Genomic DNA, 25731 nt, shown 5'->3' with positions numbered 1-25731 from the left:
CTCTTTTTGTCTGCGCTCGTCGACGGCCGCGCTAGAACCAGTAGTCGGCGACGCAACGGCCGTCGCGCGGCAGGTCGCCGAACGTGTCGAGGCCGTCGAAGTGGTCGATCGGGATGCGCGCGACCGCCTCGGGCTCGGCCAGGCGCAGGTTCACCGCGATGCGCCGCCGGCCGTCGTTCTGCACGCGGCGCGAGCGCCAGTACGCGACGCAGGCGCAGTTCGCGCAGAAATGGAATTCGAGCGCCTCGCCACGCACGTACGCACGCGTCGAACCCGTGACGTGGATGCCTTCGCCGTCGTAGTCGTACGCCCACAGCACGCCGTAGCGACGGCACACCGTGCAGTTGCACGCGGTCGCGCCGTCGGGCTCGCCGTCGAATCGCCAGCGAACGGCGCCACAGTGGCAGGTTCCTTCGATCATCGCCCCTCCCGGCAGCCGAGATCGTGCGAGTGTGCGCGCTTTGAGGCGTGATCCGCATCGCCCACCGCCTCCCGATCCGGCGTCGGAGCGCGCCGGACGCCGCGCAGCTACAATGCCGCCCCCATGCGCATCGGTCCCTACGCGATCGACCCGCCCGTCGTGCTCGCGCCGATGGCCGGCGTCACCGACAAGCCGTTCCGCCAGCTGTGCAAGCGGCTCGGCGCGGGCCTCGCCGTGTCCGAGATGACCACCGCCGACCCGCGCCTGTGGACGACGCGCAAGTCGCGCCAGCGCATGGACCACGTCGGCGAGCCCGATCCCGTCAGCGTGCAGATCGCCGGCTATGACCCGGCCATGCTCGCCCAAGCCGCGCGCTACAACGTCGACCACGGCGCGCAGCTCATCGACATCAACATGGGCTGCCCGGCGAAGAAGGTCTGCAACGTCTGGTCGGGTTCGGCACTCCTGCAGGACGAGCCGCTCGTCGCGCGCATCCTTGCCGCCGTCGTGAACGCGGTCGACGTACCCGTCACGCTGAAGATCCGCACCGGCTGGAACCGCGACAACCGCAACGGCCTCGTGATCGCGAAGATCGCCGAGGACGCCGGCATCGCTGCGCTCGCGGTGCACGGCCGTACGCGCGCGGACCTCTACCAGGGCGAAGCGGAATACGAGACGATCGCGGCGATCAAGGCCGCGATCCGCATTCCGGTGTTCGCCAACGGCGACGTCGATTCACCCGCGAAGGCGAAACACGTGCTCGAAGCCACCGGCGCCGACGCGGTCATGATCGGCCGCGCGGCCCAGGGCCGGCCGTGGATCTTCGGCGAAATCGCGCACCACCTCGCGACCGGCGCGACGCTCGCGCCGCCGTCGCCGCGCGAGGTGCAAGGCATCCTGCTCGGCCACCTCGACGACCTCTACGCGTTCTACGGCGAGGCGCAGGGCGTGCGCATCGCGCGCAAACACCTCGGCTGGTATGCGAAGGACCGCCCCGAGAACGCCGCATTCCGCGCGGTCGCGAACCGCGCCGAGAGCGCGGGCGAACAGCAACGCCTCACGCGCGAGTATTTCGATGCGCTCGCCGCGGACGCGGCACACGAATTCGCCGCGGCGGCATAGCGCGAACCGCAGGCCGGGGCGACCATCGGTCGGCCGGCGCTTCGCGGCGCACGTGCCGGCCACGCGAAGCGCGTCCGGCCTACCTTCGGTTCACCGCGCTCAGGGCGCGTACGTTCGCAGCAGCGGCAGCAGCAGCCAGGCGAGCACGACGAGCGGCAGCACGATGCGCGTGAACTTGTACAGGCGCGGCGTCGCGCGCTTGAAGCGCTTGCGCAGCACGCCGGCCTCGTGCGCGAGACCGTACAGGCGGTTGATCGCGCCGACGCGTTCGCCGCCGACGTTCTGCGTCGCGGTCGCCTGGCCGAGCACGCGGCCGACGACGCGGTTGATGGCGCGCAGGATCGGCGTGCGCAGCGGACGTTCGACGTCGCAGAACAGGATCACGCGCGTCTGCTCGGTGCGGTTCTCGGCCCAGTGCACGTAGGTTTCGTCGAACACGACGTCCTCGCCGTCGCGCCACGAATATTCCTCGCCGTCGACGAAGATGCGGCAGGCATCCGAGTTCGGCGTGACGAGACCGAGGTGGTAGCGCAACGAGCCCGCGAACGGATCGCGGTGCGGGTTGAGCTTCGCGCCCGGCGGCAGCAGCGCGAACATCGCCGCCTTCACCTGCGGGATCGTCCCGAGCAACGCGACCGTGTTCGGGCACAGCGCGTGCGCGGACGGCAGCGGCTCGCCGTACCACTTGAGGTAGAAGCGCTTCCAGCCTTCCTTGAAGAACGACGAGAAGCTCGCGTCGTTGTGCTTCTCGGCCGAACGGATGTAGCCCTCGTCGAACAGGCGCAGCGCCTCTTCGCGGATGCCCTGCCAGCCGTCGCGCAGCGCGTCGAGGTGAGCGAACGCGGCGCGGTCGAGGTACGGCCGCGCGGGTGTCGCCGAGAACGCGTACATGAGCACGTTGTACGGCGCGAATATGCCGGAGTGATCGACGAGCTGGCGCCGGAACGAGAGGCGCTCGCGGCCGCGCCAGTGCACGTAGAGCACGCTGGCGAGGTAGAGCACGGCGACGACGGCGAGGATCAGGCGGAAGGACACGGACGCGGGGATTTCGGGATTCGGGGTCGCTCAGGATACGCCGTCAGGCGCCGGCGGCCTATTGATCGGCGTCTTTTGTAGGAGCGGCGGAAGCCGCGATGCTCTGCTCGGATGGCGAAAGCATCGCGGCTTCCGCCGCTCCCACAGGGGAAGATGTAGAGCCTCGCGGGCGCGGATCAAGCCGCGCGAGTTGCCAAGCTGGCGGGCCGACCGACGGTCGCCTGCGGCGTTCAGTTCTTCTGCGTCTTCTTCGCGAGCTTGTCGGCCTTGAGGCGCGCGAGCGCCGCGATGATCGCTTCCGTCGGCAACACCGAGGCAGCGTCGGGGACGCATTGCGACAGCAGCGCGGCGATCGCCGTCGCATCGTCGCCCGCCTCGACGAGCGCGGCGCTCAAGCGGCCCGCGTCCTTCGGCGCATCGAACGCTCGGCTCTGCAGCAGCAGCGCGCCGTCGGCGGCTTCGAGCTTGAAATAGAACTTGCCGTCGGCCTCGCGATAGCTCTTGAGTTGCGGCAACGCACTTCCGCTCGACGTCACTCGATCACGAGAAGCTTCACCACGCGCGCTGCCGTGAATTTCGTCCAGCGGGCGGATACCGACCGCGTTGCGCAGTCGGCGCAACAGCGGCACGCCGATTTCGCGCACGCGGCGCGCGCCGTCGAGCAACAGTTTTTCGATGCGTTCGGGCTCGGCGACGAGCGCGTCGTAGCGTTCGCGCATCGGCGCGAGCTCGGCGTCGACGCGCTCGAACAGCGCCTGCTTCGCTTCGCCCCAGGCGATGCCGTCGGCGAACGCGCGGCGCATCGCCGCGGTCTCGTCGGCGTCCGCGAACGCCTGGTAGATCGCGAAGATGTTCGACGTATCCGGATCCTTCGCCTCGCCCGGCGCGCGCGAATCCGTGACGATGCCGAGGATCGCCTTGCGCAGGTCCTTCGCCGGCAACCACAGCGGGATCGTGTTGTCGTAGCTCTTGGACATCTTGCGCCCGTCGGTGCCGGGCAGGGTCGCGACGTTCTCCTCGATGCGCGCCTCCGGCAACGTGAAGTAGTCGCCGCCGTAGAGGTGGTTGAAGCGCTGGCCGATGTCGCGCGCCATCTCGATGTGCTGGATCTGGTCGCGGCCGACCGGCACCTCGTGCGCGTTGAAGATGAGGATGTCCGCGGCCATCAGCACCGGGTACATGTACAGGCCCGCGGTGATGCCCGCGTCGGCGTCCTCGCCGGCCGCGCTGTTCTGGTCGACCGCGGCCTTGTACGCGTGGGCGCGGTTGAGCAGGCCCTTCGCGGTCACGCAGGTGAGGAACCAGGTGAGCTCGGGGATCTCCGGGATGTCGGACTGCCGGTAGAAGTGCACGGTGTCCGGGTCGAGCCCGCAGGCGAGCCAGCTCGCGGCGATCTCCAGCGTCGACTGCTGCACGCGCGCGGGATCGCCGGTCTTGATCAGTGCGTGGTAGTCGGCGAGGAAATAGAACGATTCCGCGTCGGCACGGCGGCTCGCGGCGATCGCCGGGCGGATCGCACCGACGTAGTTGCCGAGGTGCGGCGTACCGCTGGTCGTGATGCCGGTCAGGATCCGGCGCTGGTCGTGGCTCACGCGGGTGCACGGGCTGCAGATGGACCGACGAGTTTACGGGAACTGTCGCCTGCGTGCGGCCCGAGGGACACAAAGGCGAAAGGAGGAAACACGGAGCACACGGAGCACGCGGAGGAGGCAAGTGCCGAGACGCTTTTTTTTTCCTGAGAGCTTTCCCTCGGCGTGTCCCGTGTGCTCCGTGTTTCAGGCTTTCGGCTCCCGCTCCGAGCGCCCGGTGACGGGCGGAGAGGCGTTCGCTTCCCGCGCGGGCACGCGTTCAACCCCGGGACACCCGCTGCGGCGTTGGATCGAACGCTGCCCACCCACGGAGATGCGTCATGCGTACCCTGCTTTGCGCCGCCCTGCTCGCTGCCGGCCTCGCCTCGACGGCGCACGCGGGCAGCCTGCTCGACCTCGCGGTCGTCGACCGCGACACCGGCCAGACCCTGCCGACCTACGCCGACAACGGCAAGCTCTACGTCGCCGGCACCCCCGGCCACCGCTACTCGGTGCGCCTGTCCAACCGCACCGGCGCGCGCGTGCTCGCCGTGCTCAGCGTCGACGGCGTCAACGCGGTCAGCGGCCAGACCGCCGACACGAGCCAGACCGGCTACGTGCTCGACGCGTGGGAATCGACCGAGATCGCCGGCTGGCGCAAGAACCTCGACGAGATCGCGCAGTTCAATTTCACCGCGCTGCCGAACAGCTATGCAGCGCGTACCGGCCGACCGAAGAACGTCGGCGTGATCGGCGTCGCCGTGTTCACCGAGCGCATGCCGGTGTGGCGCGAGCGCGAACAGGTCGCGAACGACGCCGCCAAGGACGCGGCGCCTGCGCCGCCCGCCCCGAGTGCCGCGGCACCGGCCGCCGAAATGCAGCGTTCCGAACGCGCCGCGACGGCGGGCGCGGCCGCACCGAACGCGTCGATGGCGCAGGCGAAGCCGGAATCGCGCGCGAAGGCCGACGCCTTTGCGCCGGCCGAACGCCTCGGCACCGGCCATGGTGCGCGCGAATTCGCCCACGTCGACGAAACCACGTTCGAACGCGCGTCGCGCGCGCCCGCCGAAACGCTCGCGGTGTGGTACGACAGCTACGCCAATCTCGTCGCGCAGGGGATCATCGCGCGCCCGGTCGCGCGCACGGAACCGCAGCCGTTCCCGGGCGGCTTCGTGCCGGATCCGCCGCCGCGGCGCTGATTGCTTCTTCCGCGCGCGCCGGCCGCCGCGATGCACTTTCTTCGATCGAAGCAAGGCATCGCGACGTCCGTCGCTCCTGCCGGGAACGCGCGCGTCAGGCCTTGCGCCCGCACGCGCGGAAGCCGTCGAACAGCGACTTGTGGCCCGCGAGCACGCGCCGCTTCGCCGCGAGGTCGGGCTCGAGCGACCAGTCGCCTTCCGCGTGCGTGCCGCCGAGCAGGATGCCGTCGGCACGCGAGAACATGTAGAAGTCGCCTGCGATCACCGCGTATTCGACTTCCGGTTGCGGCAGCAGGACCGTCAGCTGTCCTTTCACGGGCGTGAGTTCCGCGTCGCCGAACAGCGCCTTCGCGCCGAGCCCGGTGCAGTTGAACACGAGCTTCTCGGGCAACGCCTGCAGCGCGGCGAGGTCGGTGATCTCACCGACGCGCACGCGGCCGCCGGCGATGCGGAACTCGTCGAGCATCGCCGCGAGGTAGACCGGCGGCTCGATCACCGGCGTGTCGAACTGGCGCAGGTGGGCGTAGTCGGCAAACGGATGCTCGCCCGGCGCGAGGTCGCGATGCTCGGGCATGAGTTCGCGTAATGGGCTGTCCATGCCGATATAGCCGCCTTCGTTGAACGGCTCGTGCGACAGGTAGTAGTTGCGCATCCAGCGCACGCCCCAGCGCGGTCCCATCATGATTTGGTAGCGCCGGTAGGCGAACTGCGCGGCCGCGAGCAGTTGCGCCTCGAACGCGGGCGTGCGCTTCGCGCGCTCGGACAGGTACGCGGGGAACCACTGGCCGCCCGCGATGTTCGAGGTCGTCTCGGGCGGCAGCGCCTTCGTGTGGATCGTGACGTCGAAGCCCGCCTCCTGCAGCAGGATCGCGTTCGACAGGCCGACCGCACCACTGCCGAGCACGGCGACCGGGCCGCGATGGCCGGGCGCGCCGAGATCGACCGCGAGCTTCGAGGTGCCCCACGACAGCGTGATGCCGGAGCCGCCGTGGCCGTAGTTGTGCACGACGAGGGTGTCGCCGAACCGCTCGGCCCGCACGACGAAACCGGACGGCCGGTACGGCCGCAGGCCGACCACCGTGCGGATCTCGCGCTCGGCCGAGACGTGCACCGGCGGGATGCCGCACGCGTCCGCAAACGACAGATCCGGTGCCGCGGCGGTGCGCCGCGTGGCGATGGGCAGCGTCGCCGCACAGCCCGCGAGCGCGACCGGCACCGCGGCCGAGGCCGCGAGCGCACCACACGAATGCAGGAAACCGCGTCGATCCATGCCTTTCATTCCCGCCCGCCCACCGGACTCCGTCTATGGACCTAAGTCCTCAGGCGGTACCGCGATACGGCGCAAGCCTGCGATAAAGGGGGTTGCGCGACGTCCAAGGGGGGCGGCGCGAAGACCCTCCGAGGATTGTTGCATGAAGACGACTCCGTTCGTGCCGGGCCTGCTCGCCCTGGCGATTGCCCAAGTCCTGTTCGCGCCCGCGATCGCGCGCGCGGACGACGTCGCCGCGGCCGATGCCACGGCCGCTGCCGACGCACAGAACAACACCACCGAACTGCCGAAGATCAACGTGCGCGAACGCGGCATGCACGACGACACGCGACCGAAGCTGCAGCACATCATGCGCGAGGTCGACGGCCCGCTCATCACGGTGACCAAGAAGACGTCGATCACCAAGCTCGACAGCATCCCGACCGTGGTCGACAACAACAACCGCGCGCTGTTCGCGCAGACGCCCGGCATCTTCTATTCCGAGCAGCAGTCGCCGGGCCAGATGAACTTCAGCTACCGCGGCATCGGCAATCCGCAGGAGTCGGAGTTCGTCACCGTCCTGCTCGACGGCATCCCGCTCGAGTCCGATTGGATCGGCTACCCGACGATCTACACGTTCCCGCTGCCGCAGACCCTGTCCGAAGTGCAGCTCATCCGTGGCGGCAGCTCGCTGCTGTACGGACCGGAGCCGCCGCCGGTGATCAACCTCGTCAGCCGCAAGCCGGTCGCCGATCGCGAGCTCGCCGGCTACACCGAGAACGTCGCCGGCAGCAACGGCCTGTTCGCGACCTTCAACCAGCTGTCGGGCACGTCGGGCGCATGGGACTACCTCGTCGACGCGCACTACCGCACGAGCGACGGCGAGCGCGACAACGGTGACTCGAAGCTGCGCGGCGGCGACCTGCACCTGGGCTACCGCCCCGACGACGCGGCGTACTACACGTTCGATTTCCACGCCTACAGCCTGAACACGGGGGATCCGGGCAAGCTCCTCTATCCGCAGTTCGTCGCCGACCCGGAAACCGTGACGACGCCGTACAACCGCCTCTGGACCGACCGCTACGTCGCGATCCTCGGCCACGAGCGCAAGTTCGACGCGGACACCGAACTCGTCGCGAAGGTCTGGTATGGCTACCAGGACAACGCCGCGCGCTCGCAGGATCGCGGCAACCCGCCGACGACCGCGACGCTGCAGGACGACCAGTTCCGCTTCGGCGGCCTCGACGCGCGCCTCGTGCACCACTGGGGCCGCGGCAACGCGTTCACGATCGGCACGACGTACTACCACTCCGATGCGCCGTTCCGGCAGTGGACCGACGACACGCTGTATCCGGATCGCTACGACCGCCACGGCAACCCGTGCGGCAGCCCGGCCGACAAGAACTGCGCACGCCTGCGCCAGGACCGCTCGACCGACTACGGCGCGGTGTTCGCCGAGAACGTGTTCCGTTTCGCCGGCAACTGGCATTTCGTGCCGTCGGTGCGCCTCGAGCGCGAGAACGTCGACATCAACGAGACGGTGAAGCCGGTCACGCTCACGCGCGACCTCGTCGATCGCAGCGTCGACCACACCGTGCCGCTGTTCGGCCTCGGCCTCGGCAACGATTTCGGCCGCGGCAACGAGACGTACTTCAACGTCTCGCAGGGCTGGCGCCCGGTGCGCTATTTCGACATCGGCTCGCCGTTCGGCAACACCGCCGCGGGCTCGATCAACGATCCCGACCCGACCCACGTCGTGTCGTGGGAAGCGGGCGTGCACGGCACGCCGGTCGACGGCCTGTTCTACGACGCGAGCCTGTTCTGGGTGAACGTGAAGGACCGCATCGAGTCGGCGCAGATCCCGGACATGCCGCCCGGCAACACGATCAACGTGAACACCGGCGACACGCGCCATCGCGGTTTCGAGGGCCAGATCGACTACGACTTCCTCGCCGCCCGCGATCCGAAGACGACGCAGCACCTGTCCGTGTTCGCGAACGTGAGCCTGCTCAACGCCGAATTCACGTCGACGCGCAATCCCGCGAACCTCGGCAACAAGCCTGCGTTCTCGCCGAACTACCTCGCCCGCGTCGGCGTGTCGTGGCGCGAAGACAAGCACTACAAGCTCGCGCTGTCGGCGGTATCGGTCGCGAGCCAGTACTGGCAGGACTCGAACCTCCCGGCGACGGTCACCAACGCCGGCGTGACCACGGTCACGATTCCCGCCAAGGTGCCGTCGTACACGGTCGCCGACTTCTCCGCCGACTGGTGGGTGCTGCCGCAGCTGCGCCTGCTCGGCGGCGTGTCGAACATCACCGACCGCACGTACTACGCGCGCGTGTTCAGCGGCGGCCTTGAGCCGGCGATCGGCCGCACGTTCTACGCGGGCGCCTCGTACGAGTTCTGAGTCCCGCTGTCGACGGCTGCACGATGCGGCTGCCATTCCTCGCGGAATGGCAGCCGTTTTTTTCGCCGCGGCGCCGCTGCATATGCGCATGCCGAATCGTCATGCGCGCCTAACACCTCGATAACGAATTCGCTGCCAGACTGGTTCCCATGATCTTCGACCGGGGAACCGCCATGCGACGCTGGTCCGTTTCGCTGCTCGCCGCCGCGCTCGCGGCCGGTGCTCTCTGCCACGCCGGCACCGCGCGCGCCGACGCGAGCCTGCTCAACGTCTCCTACGACCCGACGCGCGAGCTCTACCGCGACGTCAACGCCGCGTTCGCCGCCGACTGGAAGCAGCGCACAGGCGAGACCGTCACGATCAAGCAGTCGCACGGCGGCTCGGGCAAGCAGAGCCGTAGCGTCATCGACGGCCTCGAGGCGGATGTCGTCACGCTCGCGCTCGCCTGGGACATCGACGCGCTCGCCGCGCACGGCGGCCTCGTGCCGGCCGACTGGCAGAAGCGCCTGCCCGACAACAGCGCGCCGTACACGTCGACGATCGTGTTCCTCGTGCGCAAGGGCAATCCGAAGGGCATCAAGGACTGGGAAGACCTCGTCAAGCCCGGCATCGGCGTGATCACGCCGAACCCGAAGACGAGCGGCGGCGCGCGCTGGAACTACCTCGCCGCGTGGGGTTACGCCGCGAAGAAGTTCGGCGGCGACGCCGCCGCGAAGGACTTCGTCGGCAAGCTGTTCAAGAACGTGCCCGTGCTCGACACCGGCGCGCGCGGCGCGACCACGACGTTCGTCGAACGCGGCCAGGGCGACGTGCTGCTCGCGTGGGAGAACGAAGCGTTGCTCGCGCTCGCCGAGGGCGACGGCAAGGCGCGCTTCGAGATCGTCGTTCCGAGCGTGAGCATCCTCGCCGAGCCACCCGTGACGGTGGTCGACAAGGTCGTCGACAAGCATGGCACGCGCAAGGTCGCCGAGGCGTACCTGAAGTTCCTCTACACGCCGGCGGGACAGGAGATCGCCGCGAAGAACGGATATCGGCCGCGCGACGCCGCGGTCGCGACGAAGGTCGCGGCGAAGTTCCCGGCCTTGCCGCTGTTCACCGTCGACGAAGCGTTCGGCGGCTGGCAGAAGGCACAGGCGACGCATTTCGCCGACGGCGGCACGTTCGACCAGATCTACACGCCCGGCCGCTAGGCCGCCCGTGCGACGCAGGAACACCGATGCGCGCGAAGCACCGCCATGCACTGCCCGGCTTCGGCCTCACGCTCGGTGTCTGCCTCGCGTACCTCGGCCTCATCGTGCTGCTGCCGCTCGCCGCGCTCGCGTGGAAGTCGGCCTCGCTCGGCGCGGGCGAGTTCTGGGCGATCGTGACCGCGCCACGCGCGCTCGCAGCCTACCGCGTCACGTTCGGCTGCGCCGCGCTCGCCGGCCTCGTCAACCTCGTGTTCGGGCCGCTGCTCGCGTGGGTGCTCGTGCGCTACCGTTTTCCGGGCCGCACGCTCGTCGATGCGCTCGTCGACCTGCCGTTCGCGCTGCCGACCGCGGTCGCGGGCATCACGCTCACTGCGCTGTACGCGTCGAACGGCCCGCTCGGACGCGCGCTCGAGGCGCACGGCTGGAAGATCGCCTACACGCCGAGCGGGATCACCGTCGCGCTCGTGTTCGTGAGCCTGCCGTTCCTCGTGCGCAGCGTGCAGCCGGTGCTCGAACACCTCGAACCGGACGTCGAGGAAGCCGCGGCGACGCTCGGCGCGGGCCGCCTCACGACCCTGTGGCGCGTCGTGCTGCCGACCCTGTGGCCGGCGATCCTGTCCGGCTTCGCGCTCGCGTTCGCGCGCGCGCTCGGCGAGTACGGTTCGGTCATCTTCATCGCCGGCAACATGCCGATGGTGTCGGAGATCGCGCCGCTGCTGATCACCGCCAAGCTCGACCAGTACGACTACGCGGGCGCGACCGCGATCGCGCTCGTCCTGCTCGCCGGTTCGTTCGCAACCTTGCTCGCGCTGAACCTGCTGCAGCTCGTCACCGTGCGGCGGCGTTCCGCGGGGTCCGCATGAGCGCGCCGCGCCTGGCCTCGAACGCGCTGCGCGATCCCTGGTGGCTGCGCCTGCCGTTGCTGATGCTCGCGCTCGCGTTCGTCGCGCTGTTCCTCGTGCTGCCGCTGCTCGCGGTGTTCGGCTACGCGTTCGAGAAGGGCGTCGATTTCTATTTCGCGAGTCTCGTCGACGAGGACGCGCGCGCGGCGATCCGCCTGACCCTGCTGGTGACCGCGATCGCGGTGCCTGCGAACACGCTGTTCGGCATCGCCGCGGCCTGGCTCATCACGCGCTTCTCGTTCCCCGGCCGTGGCCTGCTGCTCAGCCTCATCGACCTGCCGTTCGCGGTCTCGCCGGTCATCGCCGGCCTCATCTACGTGCTGCTGTTCGGCGCGCAAGGCCTGTTCGCGCCGTGGCTCGCCGCGCACGACGTGAAGATCATCTTCGCCGTGCCGGGCATCGTGCTCGCGACGATCTTCGTCACCTTCCCGTTCGTCGCGCGCGAACTGATCCCGCTCATGCAGGCGCAGGGCAGCGAGCAGGAACAGGCCGCGATCACCCTCGGCGCGGGCGGCTTCGCGATGTTCTGGCGCGTCGTGCTGCCGAAGATCGGCTGGGGCCTCGGCTACGGCGTGATCCTCTGCAACGCACGCGCGATCGGCGAGTTCGGTGCGGTGTCGGTCGTGTCCGGGCACATCCGCGGCCTCACCAACACGATGCCGCTGCACGTCGAGATCCTCTACAACGAATACCAGCGCACCGCGGCGTTCGCGGTCGCATCCCTGCTGGCCTTGCTCGCGCTCGCGACGCTCGCGCTCAAGCAACTCGTCGGCTGGCGCATGCGCCGCGCGACACCCGCCGACGGAACCCACGCATGAGCATCGAACTGTCCGCCATCGAGTACCGCTACCGCGATGCGACCGCGCTCGCCGGCATCGATCTCGCGATCGAATCGGGTGAGTTGCTCGCCCTACTCGGTCCGTCCGGCTGCGGCAAGACGACGCTGCTGCGCACGATCGCCGGCCTCGAGTTCCCCGACCGCGGCCGCGTGCGCTTCGAGGGACGCGACGTGACCGCGCTGAGCGCGCGCAAGCGCCATGTCGGCTTCGTGTTCCAGCATTACGCGCTGTTCAACCACCTCACCGTGTTCGAGAACGTCGCGTTCGGCCTGCGCGTGCGCGGCTGGTTCCGCCGCCCGCGTCGCGCCGAGCTCGAACGCGCGGTGAGCGAACTGCTCGAGCTCGTGCAGCTCGGCGAGTTCGCGCGCCGCTATCCGGCGCAGCTCTCCGGCGGCCAGCGCCAACGCGTCGCGCTCGCGCGCGCGCTTGCGGTCGAACCGCAGATCCTCCTGCTCGACGAACCGTTCGGCGCGCTCGACGCGCGCGTGCGCGCGGACCTGCGTCGCTGGCTGCGCGGCCTGCACGACCGCATCCACGTGACGAGTGTGTTCGTCACGCACGACCAGGAGGAAGCGTTCGAGCTCGCCGACCGCATCGCGGTCATGAACAAGGGCCGCATCGAGCAGATCGCCGACCCGGAAACGCTCTACACGCATCCGGCGAACCCGTTCGTGTGCCGCTTCCTCGGCGAGGTCAACGAGCTGCCGGCTGCGCTGCACGCGCGCTGGACCGGCATCGACGACGAGCGCGTGGTCGCGTTCGTGCGCCCGCACGACCTCGAGTTCAGCGCCGGCGAAGGCGGCGCGCGCGTCGAACAGGTGCGCGACCTCGGCGCGAACATGCGCGTCGAAGTGCGCCATCCCGCGCTCGCGCAGCCGCTCGTCGCGGTGTGGGAACGCTCGCGCTTCGCACGCAGCGGGCTCGCACCCGGACGCAGCGTCGCGGTCTCGGCGCAGCGCCAGGTGCTGTTCCGCGGCGACGCGCCCGTCGACGCCGCCGAACGCGCCGGCAACGCGCTGCGCGACATCCTCGTCACGCACGGCTGACCGTACCGGCAAAGTCGCGCGCCGCGTCACGCCCACGCGCGACGGGTCGGACTAGAATGATGCCGCACCCTCGCGCCTGCAGGAGGAACGGCCATGCGCAGACTGCTCGCCCTCACCTTCGTTCTCGGCTGTGTTGACGCCCTCGCCGCGCGCCACGAACTCGCGCTGCAACCCACGCGCGTCGACGCGCTCGGCGCGCTGCGCACCGGCGAAGCCATCGCGATCGACGACTTCCCGGACGGCTACGGCGGCCGCGCGAGCCTGCGCTTCACGCGCATCGACATCTACGCCGCGGGTGCGCGCCTCCTCACGCGTGGACCCGGCGGCGAACACGAGCTGCCGCGCAGCGCGCGCATCGAGCTGATCGGCCGCGACGCCGGCGATCAGGTGCGCGCGCAGCTCGCGTTCGATCCCGGTCTGCGCAACATCACGGGTGCGGGCTCGGGTCCGCCCGGTGCGTTCGCGGTATCCGCGCGTACCGACGCGCGCGGCTTGCACCTCGTCGTGCAGCCGTCCGACGAGGCGTTGCCGAAGGGCGTGGTGCCGCAGGTGCTGCCCGACGACGGCAGCGTCATGGGCCTCGGCACGCCGCCCGATCCCCTGCCGCTGTCGGCCGGCGGTGGCGACGTCGCGGCCACGCCACGCGGCGCGCTGATCGCGGTCGATGTCGACCACGAGCTGCTCGTCAACCGCTTCGGCGGCACCGGCGCGTCGAACCTCACCGCCGCGAGCAACTGGATCGCCGACCTGTTCGCGACGATGAACGTGATGTACGTGCGCGACCTCGACGTGATGCTGCAGCAGGGCACGACGATCTTCCGCACCGGCGCGACGCCGTATTCGATCGCGGCGAATGCATCCGCGAGCAATACCGACCTCAACAACTTCGGCAACTACTGGCAGGCCAACCACGCCGCGGTGGACCGTGATTTCACGATGCTGCTGTCGGGGCAGATGACGAGCGGCTTCTCCGCATCCGGCATCGCCTGGATCAATTCGTACTGCAACAAGAACGGCAACGGCGGCAGCTACAGCGTCAACAAGGTATTCACGAGTTCGCAGGTGGGCGTCGACCTCTCCGCACGCATCGTCGGCCACGAACTCGGCCACAATTTCGGCGCCGCGCACACGCATTGCACGAGCGCGTCCAATGGTGCGACCTGGCCGGTGTCGTCGAACACGATCGACGTCTGCTACAAGGGCGAGGCCGGTTCCGGCTGCTACGGCGGTGCTGTGAGCTGCCCGACTTCCGGACCGGGTCACCCGCTCGGCTCGCTCATGAGCTACTGCAACACCGGCGGATCGAACGGCGCGAATTGCGGACAGAACGCGCTGCAGTTCCATCCGACGCAGATCACCACCCTGATGGGCTACATCGCTTCGCACACGCCCGCGTGCCTCAGCGCGACCGCCGACGTGATCTTCAAGAACGGTTTCGACTGACCCGTCGGCGACCGGCAGAAGATCGAATCGAGGAGCAGCGTGCCAATCAGCGCCGCTTCGCGGTCGCGGGCACGTCGTCGCGCAACAAATGCTCCGCGGTGCGCACGAGCGCGGATACGTCGGTGCGCGTCGTGCGCTCGCCGGTGTATTCGCCCAGCAGCGCAGGCAAGGCCGCGACCGCACGCGCGACCGTGTCGATGACCGCCGGTTCGGGAGGCACGCTGCCTTCCACGACCGCGAGCAGCAGGCGCTCGATCGCCGCGCAGAAGTCGCCGATCGCGAAGGCGCCGACGAGGCGTGAGCTGCCCTTGAGGGTGTGGAACGAGCGGCGCAGTGGCACTGCGCGATCGAGGTCGGCGGGCACGGTACGCCAGTGCGGCAGGCTGCGGCGCAGGTTGCCGATCTCACCGCGCGCTTCGGCGACGAACACCTCGCGCAGCTCGTCGTCGACCTCGTCGACGGGTGTCGCACGAGCGCTCTTGCGCGGGGCGCGATTCCTCGCGGGTACGGCGCGCGTCGGTGCCTGCGTCGTCGCCGGCGGCGCTGCCGACCGACGGCGCATGAGAACGACGACGACGACGGCCGCCAGCACGAGCACGATCAGCCCTATCGCGAACTCAGCGCTCATGCAGCCCCGACGTGGTCTCCCGGTTCGATGCCCGTGTTCATACCGCGCGCGCGCTCCGCTGTCCATGCCGGCGTCGCCGTTTCGGCGTCGAGCACGCCGTCGTAGCCGAACAGGTCGCCGAACAGCGGCAGCGCGAACGCGACCTCGAACACGTAGCGGCCGTCGACGATGCGCTTGCCCGCGCGCGCACGCGGCAGCAGGGCGAGCGGCAGCGGGACGCCGTTCCAACGCGCGCGCAACGTGCGCCAGCGCCAGCCGCCGTCGTCGACAACGTCGACCGCGAGGTCGAGCCGCACGGCACCCGTACGCTCGATCCAGCAACCGTCCGGCCAGGCGCCGACCGGCTCGAAGCGCGACACCATCTCGTTGCCGTCATCGAAGCGACGGCGCCAGACGAGCGCATCGTCGAGGTGCCGGATCTCGACCTCGAAACCGCGCTCGGCGCGATCGAGCGGAATGCCGAGCGAGCGCGCGAGACGCCGGCCGATCCAGCCGGCGATGCCGCGACCGCTGCGGATCGCCACCGTCCCGTGCAGGCGCCCGCCGTCGCGATGCAGCGCCTGCAGCAGCGGGTGCAGGCGCTCGAACGACGCGCCGAACCAGCGCACGACGAGCGTTTCGCGCGCCGCGGGCGCCATCGCCGCGCGGCTCAGTCGCGCATCAGCGTCGACTTGCCGAACAGGCTCTCGACGAGGTCGACCGCGAGCATCGCGGTCTGGTTGCGCACGTCGAGCGCGGGATTGAGTTCCATGATGTCGAGCGAGGCGAGGCGACCGCTGTCGGCGATCATCTCCATGCACAGCTGCGCTTCGCGGTAGTTCGGCCCGCCCGGGATCGTGGTGCCGACGCCCGGCGCGATGCCCGGGTCGAGGAAGTCGACGTCGAAGCTCACGTGCAGGTGGTCGCGCGGGCCGAGGTTGAGCAGCGCTTCTTCCATCACGCGCTTCATGCCGACTTCGTCGATGTAGCGCATGTCGTAGATGTCCAGGCCGACGTCGCGCACGAGCTTCTTCTCGCCGGCGTCGACCGAGCGGATGCCGATCTGGCGGATCTGCTCGGGCGAGAGCGCCGGCGCGCTGCCGCCAAGGCCGGTCAGCTCCTGCGGGCCGAAGCCGCACAGGCAGGCGACCGGCATGCCGTGCACGTTGCCCGACGGCGTGATCGCGCTCGTGTTGAAGTCCGCATGCGCATCGAGCCAGAGCACGGTCAGGCGCTTGCCCTGTTCGCGGCAGTGGCGCGCGACCGCGGTGATCGAACCGATCGCGAGGCAATGGTCGCCACCGAGCAGGACCGGCAGGCGCTCCTGCGCGAGTTCCGCCGCGACCGCCTGCATCACCGCGCGGTTCCACGCGACGACTTCACCAAGGTGGCGGTAGCCGTCGGTCGGCGGCAGCCATGGATTGAACGGACCGGCGACGTTGCCGCGATCGACGACGTCGAGGCCGCGCGCGGCGAGCGCGGCGGCGAGCCCGGCGACGCGCAGCGCCTCCGGCCCCATCGACGCACCGCGATGGCCGGCGCCGATGTCGGTCGGGGCGCCGATGAGGGAAATCGGGGGGAAAGTCTGCATGGGGGCCTTGGGCTACGTGGGGGTGAGCAGCGCCGCGGCGCACCCGGGTCCTTGTTCGACCCGGATTCTCGGCGAAAACCGCCGTCCCGTCACGAAAACACCCGGTCGCGGGCGCGCCGGGCGCGCCTTCAGCCCGGATCGCAGGCCACGGCAGCCGCAAGTTCGTCGAGCACCGCGCGCACCACCGCCTCGAAATGCCCGACGCGCGCGGCGGGCGCGAGCCGTGGCGCCGCGAGTTCGTCGCCGACGAGGCGATCGGCCGCGCATGCGCATTCGCCGAGCCGGGTGTAGCCGTAGGCGGCGGCCGAACCGCACAGGCGGTGGACCAGCATCGACAGCTCGCGCGCGCGCGCCGGGTCGTCCGGCATGGCGACGAAGGCGAGCCAGGCGTCCGCGAGCGCCGCGCGCTTGGCCGGGAACGAATGCGCGTAGCGCCGGCGCAGCAATTCGAGGCGGTGATCCGTGTCGTCCATCGGCACCCTGCGACACCGTCGGTCGGGACTATAGTGCTCCCGTTCGGTGCCGCGGGTTGCGTCGTCGCGCACAGACGTGACGATCTTTCACGCCCGCCGACATGTACCCGACAGGTCGGCATGCGACCCTGCGCATGCGAACATCCAAGGAGAGTTGCCATGAGCGATCTGACCAACCAGGTGCTGAGCCACCTCGATCCCGCGAGCATCGAGGCGATCGCGGCCCAGCTGGGCATCGACCCGTCGCAGGCCGAAGCCGCGATCCAGCAGGCCGTGCCCGTGGTCGTCGGTGGGCTCGCGCGCAACGCGCAGACCGATGCCGGCGCGGACGCGCTGCACCAGGCCGCACAGGATCACGCCGGCGGCGACCTCGGCTCGATCCTCGGCAGCGTGCTCGGCGGCGGCGGCGACGGTGGCGCGATTCTCGGCCACATCTTCGGCAACCGCCAGGGCCAGGCCGCGCAGAACGTCGGCCAGGCCAGCGGCATCGGCACCGCGAACGCGGGCGCGCTGCTGTCGATGCTCGCGCCGATCGTGATGGCCGCGCTCGGCAACATGACGCAGCGCCAGGGCGGCGGCGCCGGCGGCCTCGGCGACGTGCTCGGCCGCGAACTGCAGACGATCGGCCAGGGCCAGCACGGCGGCCTGCTCGGCTCGATCCTCGACCAGGACGGCGACGGCCAGCTCGGCCTGTCGGACCTGCTGAAGGTCGGATCGCAGATGCTGGGTGGCGCGGCGCGCGGGCGCGTCTGATTTTTCCCGCACGCGCTGCTTCCCTTGCGGGGTGCGCTTGCGTGACGAGCGCGAGGTTTCTCGCGTGACGTTCCCTCTCCCGCACCGGGGAGAGGGAACGGCGAACCTCACCGCATCCACGTCCACTTCACGCCCAGCATGAACGCGCGTCCCGGCGCCGGCTCGAAGTAGCGCCCGTTCGCATCGTTGACGATCACCGAACCCGCGTAGTGGCGGTCGAACAGATTGTCGACGCGCCCGAACGCGTCGAGCCGGCCGGCGTCGAGTTCGAATGCGTAGCCGACGTCGGCCGCGGCGACGAAGTACGCGGGTGCGCGGTCGGTGCCGAGATCATTGACGACGACCGCGCCGAGGTAGTCGCCCGCGGCGCCCGCATGCCAGCCGTGTTCGCCGCCCCAGCGCATGCCCGCATGCAGGTCGCTGCGCGGGATGCCGGGGATGCGCGCGCCCGCGGCGACCGGCGTGTCCGGCGTCGTGCACGGCGTGCCGGCGCAGGTGAGGAACGCGGAACGGAACGTCGCATCGAGCCAGGTCCAGGCGAGCTGCAGCGTCCACGCGTCGTCGACGCGCCACGCGAGCGCCGCTTCGGCGCCGTCGCGGCGCGCCTTGCCGATGTTCTGGTAGGTGGTGCGGCCGCCGGCGCTCGTCGCGACCGCGAGTTCGTTGCGCGTGTCGGCGCGGAACAATGCGACGCTCGCGTCGATCGACGTCGACGGTCGCAGCTTGATGCCGAGTTCCGCATTGCGGCTGCGCGCGGGATCGAGATCGAACGCGAGGCCGGCGCCGCCGTCGGCGCGATAGCCGAGTTCGTTGAACGTCGGTGTCTCGAAGCCGCGCCCGTAGGACGCGTACACGTTCACGCCGCGCGCGGCGCGCCAGAGCAGGCCGGCGACCGGCGTGGTCGCACCGTAGTCGACGCGACCGCTGTCGTCGGGGTTGCCGACCGCGAGGTAGTGGTCGCGCGCGTCGAACGCGACGTCGCTGTGGCGCACGCCGGCGACGAGGCTCCAGCGATCGGCGAACTGCCAGGTCGCCTGCGCGTACTGGTCGAAGTCGCGCACGCTGTCGTCCTCGTCGCGGCGCAGCGCGCCGCGCACGCCGAGCAGGTCGCCGACGAAGTTCTCGTAGCCGCGCCGGTGTTGCGCCTGGCGGTCCCAGCTGAGGCCGGCGGCGAGCTCGAACGCACGACCGGCGAGCTCACCCTTCCAGGTCCAGCGCGCATCGCTGCCGCCGTAACCAGAATCGAGGTCGACCACGCCGCCGGAGTGCTTCGGGTTCGCCTGCGTCGCGACCGGGATCGCGAGGTACTGCTCGACCTCGCGCCGGCCGTAGTAGCCGAGCACGCGCAGCGCATGGCCGCCGCCGAGATCCTGTTCGAAGATCGCGCCGCCCTGGTTCTGGTGCACGCTCTTGCGCGTGTCGAACTGCGTCGCGACGGCCGCGACGCTGCGCGGATCGGCGTCGAACTGCGCGTGCGTGAGGCCGAGCGGATCATCCGCGTTCGGCAACGCGAGCGTGTTCGCGAGCACGGTCAACTTGCCGCCGTCGCCGATCTTCCAGGCGAGCTTGGCATTGCCCGATTCGCGCTTCGCCGCGCTGTGGTCGCGCCAGCCGTCGGTCTGGAAATGCGTGAGGTCGAGGTTGTAGTCGAGGTCGCCGGCGACGCCGCGCGCGTTCGCGCTCGCGCGCGCGCTGCCCCAGCTGCCGCCGACGAGATCGAGCGAGACTTCGGGCGGAACGCTGCCGTCGGCGCCGAACAGCTGGATCACGCCGCCGGACGAATTGCCGTACAGCGCCGAGAACGGTCCGCGCAGCACTTCGATGCGCGCGGCCGAGTCGAGGCTGAAATGCGACACCTGGCCCTGCCCGTCCGGCATCGTCGCGGGAATGCCGTCGGTGTACAGGCGCACGCCGCGCACGCCGAACGTCGCGCGCGCGCCGAAGCCGCGGATCGAGATCTGTTCGTCCTGCGCGTAGTTCTGCCGGTCGCGCGCGAGCAGGCCGGGAATGCCGGCGAGGTAGTCGGACGGATTCACGCCGAACACGTCGACGACGTCGTCGATCGCGACCGCGTCGATCGACGCCGGCACGTCGAACGCGGCCTGCGGCGTGCGCGTCGCCGTGACCACGACGGCAGGCAGGTCCGTCTCGGCGCACGGGGCGACGGCCGGCCACAGGCAGGCCACGGCGGGCAGGTACCGCCACGGGATCGTTCGCATCGCAGGCTGGCTCTCGGGGAAGCCCGCCATCCTAAAGCATCGGCCGCGACGCGCGCGACGGCGTCAGAGGTATCCTAGCAGGAGCAGGATCACGACGATCGCGACGAGCAGGCCGGCGCCGCCGCTCGGGTAATAGCCCCAGCCACGGCTGTACGGCCACGCCGGCAGGCCGGCGACGAGCACGACGACGAGGATGATCAGAAGCAGGGTACCGAGGCCCATGGGCGTGCCCTCAGAGGATCATCGCGTTCGATACGCGCTCGCTGCGCACGACACCGAGGTCGGCCTCGATGTCGGCGATGTTCGCGCCGAGGCCGTAGGTGCCGACCAAGTGGTCGGCCTCGACGTTCGGGCAGCGATCGGCGGCGTCGAAGTAGACTTCCGCGGCGGCATCGGTCCAGACCACGATGTCGCTGCGCTTGAGCGCATGATGCAGGTTGAGGGCGATGATGCCGAGATCGCCGGTGAGCGACCCCGCGAGTTTCGCGCGCTGCGCGCGGCGTTCGGCGAACGTGGAAGGCGGTGCGATGGAACCCATGGCGAAATCCCCATTTTTTTGGTTCGCCCGGCAAGGGCGGGTCGTGCTGGGTCGGACCTGTGCGATGCGTCGTGATGGACCGGGGCACCGTAGCTACGCTCCGTGAAACGGATCGTTAACGCGGCGCTCGCGTCGCGAGGTTCCGTTCAGTTTGGGTTGGTGGAGCGCACGCGAGGGTGCGCCGCTGGACGCGCGGGCCTTCCCGTGCGAGATACCCTCTGTACGACGAGTCTTCCGGGAGGTACGAACGAGTGCGACCGACAGCCGCGAACCTGCGCTTCCTCGCGCTGATGGGCAGCCTCTTGCTGATCGTCTTCATCGGCTGGGTCGTGCGCCAGCGCGTCAGCGACGACACGATCGAATCCTTCCGCTGGCTCGGCCACTCGCACCAGGTGCGCTCGACGCTGTACGACCTCAACGCGGCGCTCGCCGAACTGCAGGCGGCCGCGTACGCGAGCCGGCTCGCGCCGGGCGATGCCGAGGTGCGCGCGCGCTACGCCGATGCGCATGCGCGCTTCGAGCCGCTGCTGCAGCAGTTGCGCGACTTCACCATCGACAACCCCGGTCAGCAGGAACGTATCGGCTTCCTGCGCGCGCGCCTCGCCACGGCGACCAGCGAACTCGACCACTTCGTCGACGGCCGCGATGCGCCCGCGCCGCTTGCGCGCGTCGCGATCGCCGACGTCACCGACGACCTCCTCGCCGAGGAGAACCGCCTCGCGCTCGAGCGGCAGCGACAGACCGACGGGCGCATCGTGTTCGCGCAGTCGGTCACGATCGCGACGGCGATCGCGCAGGTGCTCCTGCTCGGCATCGTGCTCTGGCTCGCCGAGAAGCAGGTCCGGCGCCGCCTCGACGCCGAGGCGGACCGGCGCAGCGCGGTCGGGCGCGCGCGCCTGATCGTCGAATCCGTGCGCGAACCGATCGCGGTGGTCGACGCCGATCTCTCGCTGTTGCAAACGAACCAGGCGTTCGGCGACTTCTACGGCATCGACCGTGCCGAAGGCACCGCGCTCACCAGCGTCGAGGGCTGGCGCGACGCCGCCCTCATGCAGCGCCTGCGCGACGTCATCGGCCAGCGGCGCGAGCTGTGGGACTTCGAAACCGAACAGGACGACGCCGGCGGCAGCCGCCGGCGCGTGATCGTCAACGCGCGCGCGATCGACCTGCCCGACATCTCGCGCCCGGCCGCGCTCGTCACGGTCAGCGACATCACCGCGCGCAAGCACTCCGAAGAACAGGTGCTCGAACTGAACCGGCAGCTGTCGGGCAAGATCGAGCAGGTGACCGAGGTCAACCGCGAACTCGAGGCGTTCTCCTATTCCGTTTCACACGACCTGCGCGCGCCGCTGCGCCACGTCGCCGGCTTCGCCGACAAGCTGCGGACCCAGCTCGGCGACGAACGCGACGCGAAACTCGCCCACTACTGTTCGATCATCGCCGAGTCGGCGCAGCGCATGTCCGCGCTGATCGAGGATCTGCTCGCCTACTCGCGCCTCGGCCGGCATGCCCTGCGGCTGCAGCCGGTCGACCTGCAGTCACTCGTCGAGGAGGTCCGTTCGACCCTGCTGTCGGCGGTCGAGGACCGGCGCGTGCAGTGGCGGGTCGCGCCGCTGCCGGTCGTCATCGGCGACGCGGCGATGCTGCGCCTGGTCTGGCAGAATCTGCTCGACAACGCCCTCAAGTACACTGCCAGCAGGGATCCAGCGCAGGTCGAGATCGGCTTCCGCGACGACGGCGACGTGCGCGAGTTCTGGGTGCGCGACGACGGGGTCGGCTTCGACATGAAGTACGCCGACAAGCTGTTCGGCGTGTTCCAGCGCCTGCACAAGGCGTCCGAGTTCGAAGGCACCGGCATCGGCCTCGCCTCCGTGCGCCGCATCATCGCGCGCCACGGCGGCCATACCTGGGCCGAGGGTGAGGCCGGCAAGGGCGCCACGATCCACTTCACGCTGCCGCGACACGAAACCATCCGGGAGTAACGACCTTGATCCGCGAAATCCGCACGATCCTGCTCGTCGAGGACAGCCTCGCCGACGCCGAGATGACCATCGACGCGTTGCGCGAGGCGCGCATCGCCAATCCGATCGTCCACGTCGAGGACGGCGTCGACGCGCTCGACTTCCTGCATGCGCGCAACGCGTTCGCCGGCCGCCGGGACGGCAATCCGGTGGTCGTCCTGCTCGACATCAAGATGCCGCGCATGGACGGCATCGAGGTGCTGCGCGAGATCCGCACGAACGAAGCCACGCGCACGATCCCGGTGGTGATCCTGTCGTCCTCGCGCGAGGAACGCGACCTCGCCGCGAGCTGGGACCTCGGCGTCAATGCCTACGTGGTCAAGCCGGTCGACGCGCGCCAGTTCTTCGACGCCGTGCAGACGCTCGGCCAGTTCTGGGCCGTCATGAACGAAGCGCGCCCCGAGGCCTGATGGCGATCGCCCCACCCGTGCTGCGCGTGCTGCTGGTCGAGGACAGCGAGCTCGACGCCGAGCTCGTGCTCGACCAGTTGCGCGACGATGGCCTCGATCTCGAGTGGCGGCGCGTCGAGGACGAGCCCGCCTTCGTCGGATCGCTCGCGACGTTCGCGCCCGACATCGTCATCTCCGATCTCAGCATGCCGGAGTTCTCCGGCTACCGCGCGCTCGAGATCGCGCGCGACACGGCGCCGCGCGTGCCGTTCCTGTTCGTGTCGGGCACGATCGGCGAGGATGCCGCGGTCGAGGCGTTGCGCCGCGGCGCGACCGACTACGTGCTCAAGGACAATCTCACGCGCCTCGCGAGCGCGGTGCGTCGCGCGCTCGCCGAGATCGAAGAGAAGCGCGCGCGCGACGCGGCCGAAGCCGAGTTGCTGCGCGTTCAACGCTACGAGAGCCTCGCCCTGCTCGCCTCCGGACTCAGCCACGACCTGCGCAACGTGCTGCAGCCGATCGCGATGGGCGTGGCCATGCTGCGTGACGATCCCAACGAGGAGATCCGCAAGGTCGGTCGCCTCATCGAGGAGTCGACCCAGCGCGGCCTGGAGATCGTAGCGTCAATGCTGTCGTTCGCGCGCGGTTCCCGCGCGGCGGTGCATCGCGTCTCGATCGCCTCGCTGATCGACGGCCTCGTCATGCTGCTGCGCGGCAGCCTCGCGCGCGACGTCGAGCTCGTCGTCGACGCGCCCGATCGCGCGCTCGAAGTCGAGGGCAATGCGACCGAGCTGCAGCAATGCCTGCTCAACCTCTGTCTCAACGGCGCGCAGGCGATGCCGGGTGGCGGCACCTTGCGCGTCGCGTCGCGCACGCTCGCACTCGATGCCGGCTTCTTCGAGCCGGGCGAAACCGTGGCGCCGGGCGACTACCTGCGCATCGCGATCACCGACAGCGGGGTTGGCATGTCGCAGGAGGTGCAAGAGCGCCTGTTCAAGCCGTTCTTCACCACCAAGGAAAAGGGCACAGGGCTCGGCCTGCTCTCGTGCCGGCGCATCCTCGCGAACCACGGCGGCGTGATCCGCATCGACAGCGCGCCGGGCAAGGGTTCGACCTTCTCGATCTACCTGCCGATGGCGGCCGCCGAAGCGACCGTCGGCGGCGCGGCCGCGACCGCGCTCGGCCGTGGCGAACGCGTGCTCGTCGTGATCGAACGCGAGAGCAAGCTCGTCATGCTGCAGGACATCATCGAATCGAGCGGCTACGTCGTCTCGCCCGCGGACAACGGCACCGTCGCGATGCAGTCGATCGAACGCGACGGCCTGCCCGACGTCGTGCTCATGGACGGGCACATGACCCTGATGACCGGCGTGATGACCGCGTCGCACCTGCTCGAGCAGGACTACCGCGGCCCGCTGATCCTGATCGCCGCGCCAACCGAGCGCGCGACGATCGAACCCGACCTGCCGCCGCTGCCGCGCATCCGTTTCATCGACCGGCCGGTCGATCCGGACCAGCTCCTGCGCGTGCTCGCCGAGGAAGTCCGCGCGCGCTGACGCGCGCGCGGCGGTGCTTCAGGCCGACGCGAACTCGAGCGCGGCCGAGTTCATGCAGTAGCGATTGCCGGTCGGTGGCGGGCCGTCCGGGAACACGTGGCCGAGATGGCTGTCGCAGCGCGCGCAGCGGATCTCGGTGCGCACCATGCCGTGGCTCGCATCGCGGATCTCGCGCACGTGCGCCGGGTCGAACGGCGCGTAGAAGCTCGGCCAGCCGGTGCCCGACTCGAACTTCGCCACCGAGCGGAACAGCGGCAGGCCGCACAGCCGGCAGGCGAACACGCCCTCGCCGTGCTCGTGCAGCAAGCCGCCGCAGAACGGGCGCTCGGTGCCGTGGTCGAACAACACGTAGCGCTCCTCCGGCGTGAGGCGCGCGGCGAGCTTGTCGCGCTCGTCCGCGGCGATCGGCGTGAGGTCGTAACCGGACGCGGACGTCGTCATGCGAGGCCTCCGTCCTTCGGGCCGTCGGCGCGCAGCCAGTCGCCGAACTGCTTGCGCAGCTTGGCGACCTTCGGCGCCGCGACCGCGGCGATGTACGCCTGCTCCGGATGCAGCGCAGCATAGTTCTGGTGGTAGCGCTCGGCGTCATGGAACGCCTCGAGCGGCACGAGCTGCGTCGCGATCGGCGCGTTGAACACCTTTGCCGCATCGAGCTGGCGGATATACGCGGCGGCGACGTCGCGCTGCGCGTCGTCGGCGTAGAACACCGCCGAGCGATACTGGCGGCCGCGGTCGTTGCCCTGGCGATCGACCTGGGTGGGATCGTGCGCGACCGCGAAGAACACCTTGAGCAGGCGGCCGTAGCTGACGCGCCGCGGGTCGAAGCGGATCGACACCGCTTCGGCGTGCTCGGTCGCGCCGCTGCAGACGCGCTCGTAGTTCGCGCTCGCGGCGTCGTCGCCGCTGTAGCCCGAGGTCACCTCGAGCACGCCGTCGAGTTCGCGGAACACGGCCTCGACGCACCAGAAGCAGCCGCCCGCGAGCACCGCGCGCGCGTCGCGCACGCCGTCCGCCGGCGCCGGATCGAACGCGGCATCGGGAACGAGGGAACGGTCGACGGCCAGGCCGGCGCCCGGGATATCGCAAACGGCATTCATGGGCTACTCCTCGGTGGGTCGGTCGCGGCACGGCGGACGTGCACGCGGCCGGGTGCGGAACAGGAA

General features: G+C 70.0%; 24 protein-coding genes and 1 pseudogene. 12 read left to right on the top strand and 13 right to left on the bottom strand.

The annotated features are described in order from the left end of the window. Positions 1-31: 31 nt before the first annotated feature. Positions 32-421 carry a GFA family protein gene (locus tag FHW12_RS08945; RefSeq protein ID WP_182530656.1) on the bottom strand — a complete coding sequence of 130 codons (390 nt, stop codon included), beginning with the start codon at positions 419-421 and terminating at the stop codon, positions 32-34. A gap of 123 nt (positions 422-544) precedes the next feature. Here FHW12_RS08945 and dusB point away from each other — a divergent pair, with 123 nt between their 5' ends. Beyond that, the gene (gene dusB / locus FHW12_RS08940; protein WP_182530655.1) at positions 545-1543 is read left to right on the top strand and encodes a tRNA dihydrouridine synthase DusB; all 999 of its coding nucleotides are present in this window, start codon (positions 545-547) and stop codon (positions 1541-1543) included. A gap of 99 nt (positions 1544-1642) precedes the next feature. Here dusB and FHW12_RS08935 read toward each other — a convergent pair whose 3' ends face one another. Together FHW12_RS08935 and FHW12_RS08930 are read right to left on the bottom strand one after the other, a co-directional pair. After that, positions 1643-2578, bottom strand: coding sequence for an aspartyl/asparaginyl beta-hydroxylase domain-containing protein (locus tag FHW12_RS08935; RefSeq protein WP_182530654.1), 936 nt, complete (start codon positions 2576-2578; stop codon positions 1643-1645). A gap of 230 nt (positions 2579-2808) precedes the next feature. Further along, complete coding sequence (locus FHW12_RS08930; protein WP_182530653.1) at positions 2809-4170, bottom strand: tryptophan--tRNA ligase; 1362 nt, start codon at positions 4168-4170, stop codon at positions 2809-2811. 317 nt (positions 4171-4487) lie between these two features. On the opposite strand from FHW12_RS08930, the gene FHW12_RS08925 reads away from it, so the two are divergent. Beyond that, positions 4488-5345 carry a hypothetical protein gene (locus tag FHW12_RS08925; protein ID WP_182530652.1) on the top strand — a complete coding sequence of 286 codons (858 nt, stop codon included), beginning with the start codon at positions 4488-4490 and terminating at the stop codon, positions 5343-5345. Between the two features lie 94 nt (positions 5346-5439). On the opposite strand, the gene FHW12_RS08920 is transcribed toward FHW12_RS08925, so the two are convergent. Further along, positions 5440-6615, bottom strand: a complete 1176-nt coding sequence (locus FHW12_RS08920; RefSeq protein WP_182530651.1) for an FAD-dependent oxidoreductase — start codon at positions 6613-6615, stop codon at positions 5440-5442. Positions 6616-6757: 142 nt separating this feature from the next. On the opposite strand from FHW12_RS08920, the gene FHW12_RS08915 reads away from it, so the two are divergent. The 6 genes from FHW12_RS08915 to FHW12_RS08890 all read left to right on the top strand — a co-directional run bounded on the left by FHW12_RS08915 (position 6758) and on the right by FHW12_RS08890 (position 14421). After that, positions 6758-9001: a TonB-dependent receptor family protein gene (locus FHW12_RS08915; protein WP_182530650.1), complete on the top strand. Its 2244-nt coding sequence runs from the start codon at positions 6758-6760 to the stop codon at positions 8999-9001. Positions 9002-9174: 173 nt separating this feature from the next. Beyond that, positions 9175-10191 carry a sulfate ABC transporter substrate-binding protein gene (locus FHW12_RS08910; protein ID WP_182530649.1) on the top strand — a complete coding sequence of 339 codons (1017 nt, stop codon included), beginning with the start codon at positions 9175-9177 and terminating at the stop codon, positions 10189-10191. Between the two features lie 26 nt (positions 10192-10217). Further along, entirely contained in the window at positions 10218-11054 is an 837-nt protein-coding gene (cysT, locus tag FHW12_RS08905; RefSeq protein ID WP_182530648.1) for a sulfate ABC transporter permease subunit CysT, read from the top strand. Then, positions 11051-11911: a sulfate ABC transporter permease subunit CysW gene (gene cysW / locus FHW12_RS08900; RefSeq protein WP_182530647.1), complete on the top strand. Its 861-nt coding sequence runs from the start codon at positions 11051-11053 to the stop codon at positions 11909-11911. The genes cysT and cysW overlap by 4 nt, the downstream gene beginning before the upstream one ends. Next, a complete protein-coding gene (locus tag FHW12_RS08895; protein ID WP_182530646.1) occupies positions 11908-12978 on the top strand; it encodes a sulfate/molybdate ABC transporter ATP-binding protein in 1071 nt (356 codons plus the stop codon). Before cysW ends, FHW12_RS08895 begins: the two co-directional genes overlap by 4 nt. A 93-nt stretch (positions 12979-13071) precedes the next feature. Continuing rightward, positions 13072-14421, top strand: a complete 1350-nt coding sequence (locus tag FHW12_RS08890; RefSeq protein ID WP_182530645.1) for a M12 family metallo-peptidase — start codon at positions 13072-13074, stop codon at positions 14419-14421. A 46-nt stretch (positions 14422-14467) separates the two neighbouring features. On the opposite strand, the gene FHW12_RS08885 is transcribed toward FHW12_RS08890, so the two are convergent. From FHW12_RS08885 to FHW12_RS08870, 4 genes are all read right to left on the bottom strand, one after another. Next, positions 14468-15049 carry an Hpt domain-containing protein gene (locus FHW12_RS08885; RefSeq protein WP_182530644.1) on the bottom strand — a complete coding sequence of 194 codons (582 nt, stop codon included), beginning with the start codon at positions 15047-15049 and terminating at the stop codon, positions 14468-14470. Continuing rightward, entirely contained in the window at positions 15046-15687 is a 642-nt protein-coding gene (locus FHW12_RS08880) for a DUF4166 domain-containing protein (RefSeq protein WP_182530643.1), read from the bottom strand. The genes FHW12_RS08885 and FHW12_RS08880 overlap by 4 nt, the downstream gene beginning before the upstream one ends. A gap of 11 nt (positions 15688-15698) precedes the next feature. Beyond that, the gene (rocF, locus tag FHW12_RS08875) at positions 15699-16619 is read right to left on the bottom strand and encodes an arginase (protein WP_182530642.1); all 921 of its coding nucleotides are present in this window, start codon (positions 16617-16619) and stop codon (positions 15699-15701) included. A gap of 128 nt (positions 16620-16747) precedes the next feature. After that, on the bottom strand, positions 16748-17092 hold the full coding sequence (locus FHW12_RS08870; RefSeq protein WP_182530641.1) for a hypothetical protein: 345 nt from the start codon (positions 17090-17092) through the stop codon (positions 16748-16750). Between the two features lie 159 nt (positions 17093-17251). Here FHW12_RS08870 and FHW12_RS08865 point away from each other — a divergent pair, with 159 nt between their 5' ends. Then, positions 17252-17845, top strand: a complete 594-nt coding sequence (locus FHW12_RS08865) for a DUF937 domain-containing protein (protein WP_182530640.1) — start codon at positions 17252-17254, stop codon at positions 17843-17845. Positions 17846-17952: 107 nt separating this feature from the next. Here FHW12_RS08865 and FHW12_RS08860 read toward each other — a convergent pair whose 3' ends face one another. The 3 genes from FHW12_RS08860 to FHW12_RS08850 form a co-directional block, all read right to left on the bottom strand. Next, a complete protein-coding gene (locus FHW12_RS08860; RefSeq protein WP_182530639.1) occupies positions 17953-20064 on the bottom strand; it encodes a TonB-dependent receptor family protein in 2112 nt (703 codons plus the stop codon). 63 nt (positions 20065-20127) lie between these two features. Continuing rightward, positions 20128-20286, bottom strand: coding sequence for a DUF3309 family protein (locus FHW12_RS08855; protein WP_182530638.1), 159 nt, complete (start codon positions 20284-20286; stop codon positions 20128-20130). A gap of 10 nt (positions 20287-20296) precedes the next feature. Beyond that, the gene (locus FHW12_RS08850) at positions 20297-20602 is read right to left on the bottom strand and encodes a hypothetical protein (protein WP_182530637.1); all 306 of its coding nucleotides are present in this window, start codon (positions 20600-20602) and stop codon (positions 20297-20299) included. 251 nt (positions 20603-20853) lie between these two features. Here FHW12_RS08850 and FHW12_RS08845 point away from each other — a divergent pair, with 251 nt between their 5' ends. From FHW12_RS08845 to FHW12_RS08835, 3 genes are read left to right on the top strand one after another with little or no spacing between them, the layout of a single operon-like run. Further along, positions 20854-22584 carry a sensor histidine kinase gene (locus FHW12_RS08845; protein ID WP_310735191.1) on the top strand — a complete coding sequence of 577 codons (1731 nt, stop codon included), beginning with the start codon at positions 20854-20856 and terminating at the stop codon, positions 22582-22584. 8 nt (positions 22585-22592) lie between these two features. Further along, positions 22593-23033, top strand: a complete 441-nt coding sequence (locus FHW12_RS08840) for a response regulator (RefSeq protein WP_182530946.1) — start codon at positions 22593-22595, stop codon at positions 23031-23033. Continuing rightward, the gene (locus tag FHW12_RS08835) at positions 23033-24568 is read left to right on the top strand and encodes an ATP-binding response regulator (protein ID WP_182530636.1); all 1536 of its coding nucleotides are present in this window, start codon (positions 23033-23035) and stop codon (positions 24566-24568) included. The genes FHW12_RS08840 and FHW12_RS08835 overlap by 1 nt, the downstream gene beginning before the upstream one ends. A 30-nt stretch (positions 24569-24598) precedes the next feature. Here FHW12_RS08835 and msrB read toward each other — a convergent pair. Continuing rightward, positions 24599-25009 (bottom strand): annotated as a pseudogene (gene msrB, locus FHW12_RS08830) (peptide-methionine (R)-S-oxide reductase MsrB); the annotation flags it as partial. Further along, entirely contained in the window at positions 25006-25665 is a 660-nt protein-coding gene (gene msrA / locus FHW12_RS08825) for a peptide-methionine (S)-S-oxide reductase MsrA (RefSeq protein WP_182530634.1), read from the bottom strand. The pseudogene msrB and the gene msrA, both read right to left, overlap by 4 nt. Positions 25666-25731 lie beyond the last annotated feature (66 nt).

This window comes from Dokdonella fugitiva (assembly GCF_014138265.1).
In the GTDB taxonomy this organism is placed as follows: domain Bacteria; phylum Pseudomonadota; class Gammaproteobacteria; order Xanthomonadales; family Rhodanobacteraceae; genus Dokdonella_A; species Dokdonella_A fugitiva_A.
The sequence above is the reverse complement of the archived record's forward strand: the minus strand, read 5'-3'. Positions and strand labels throughout refer to the sequence as shown.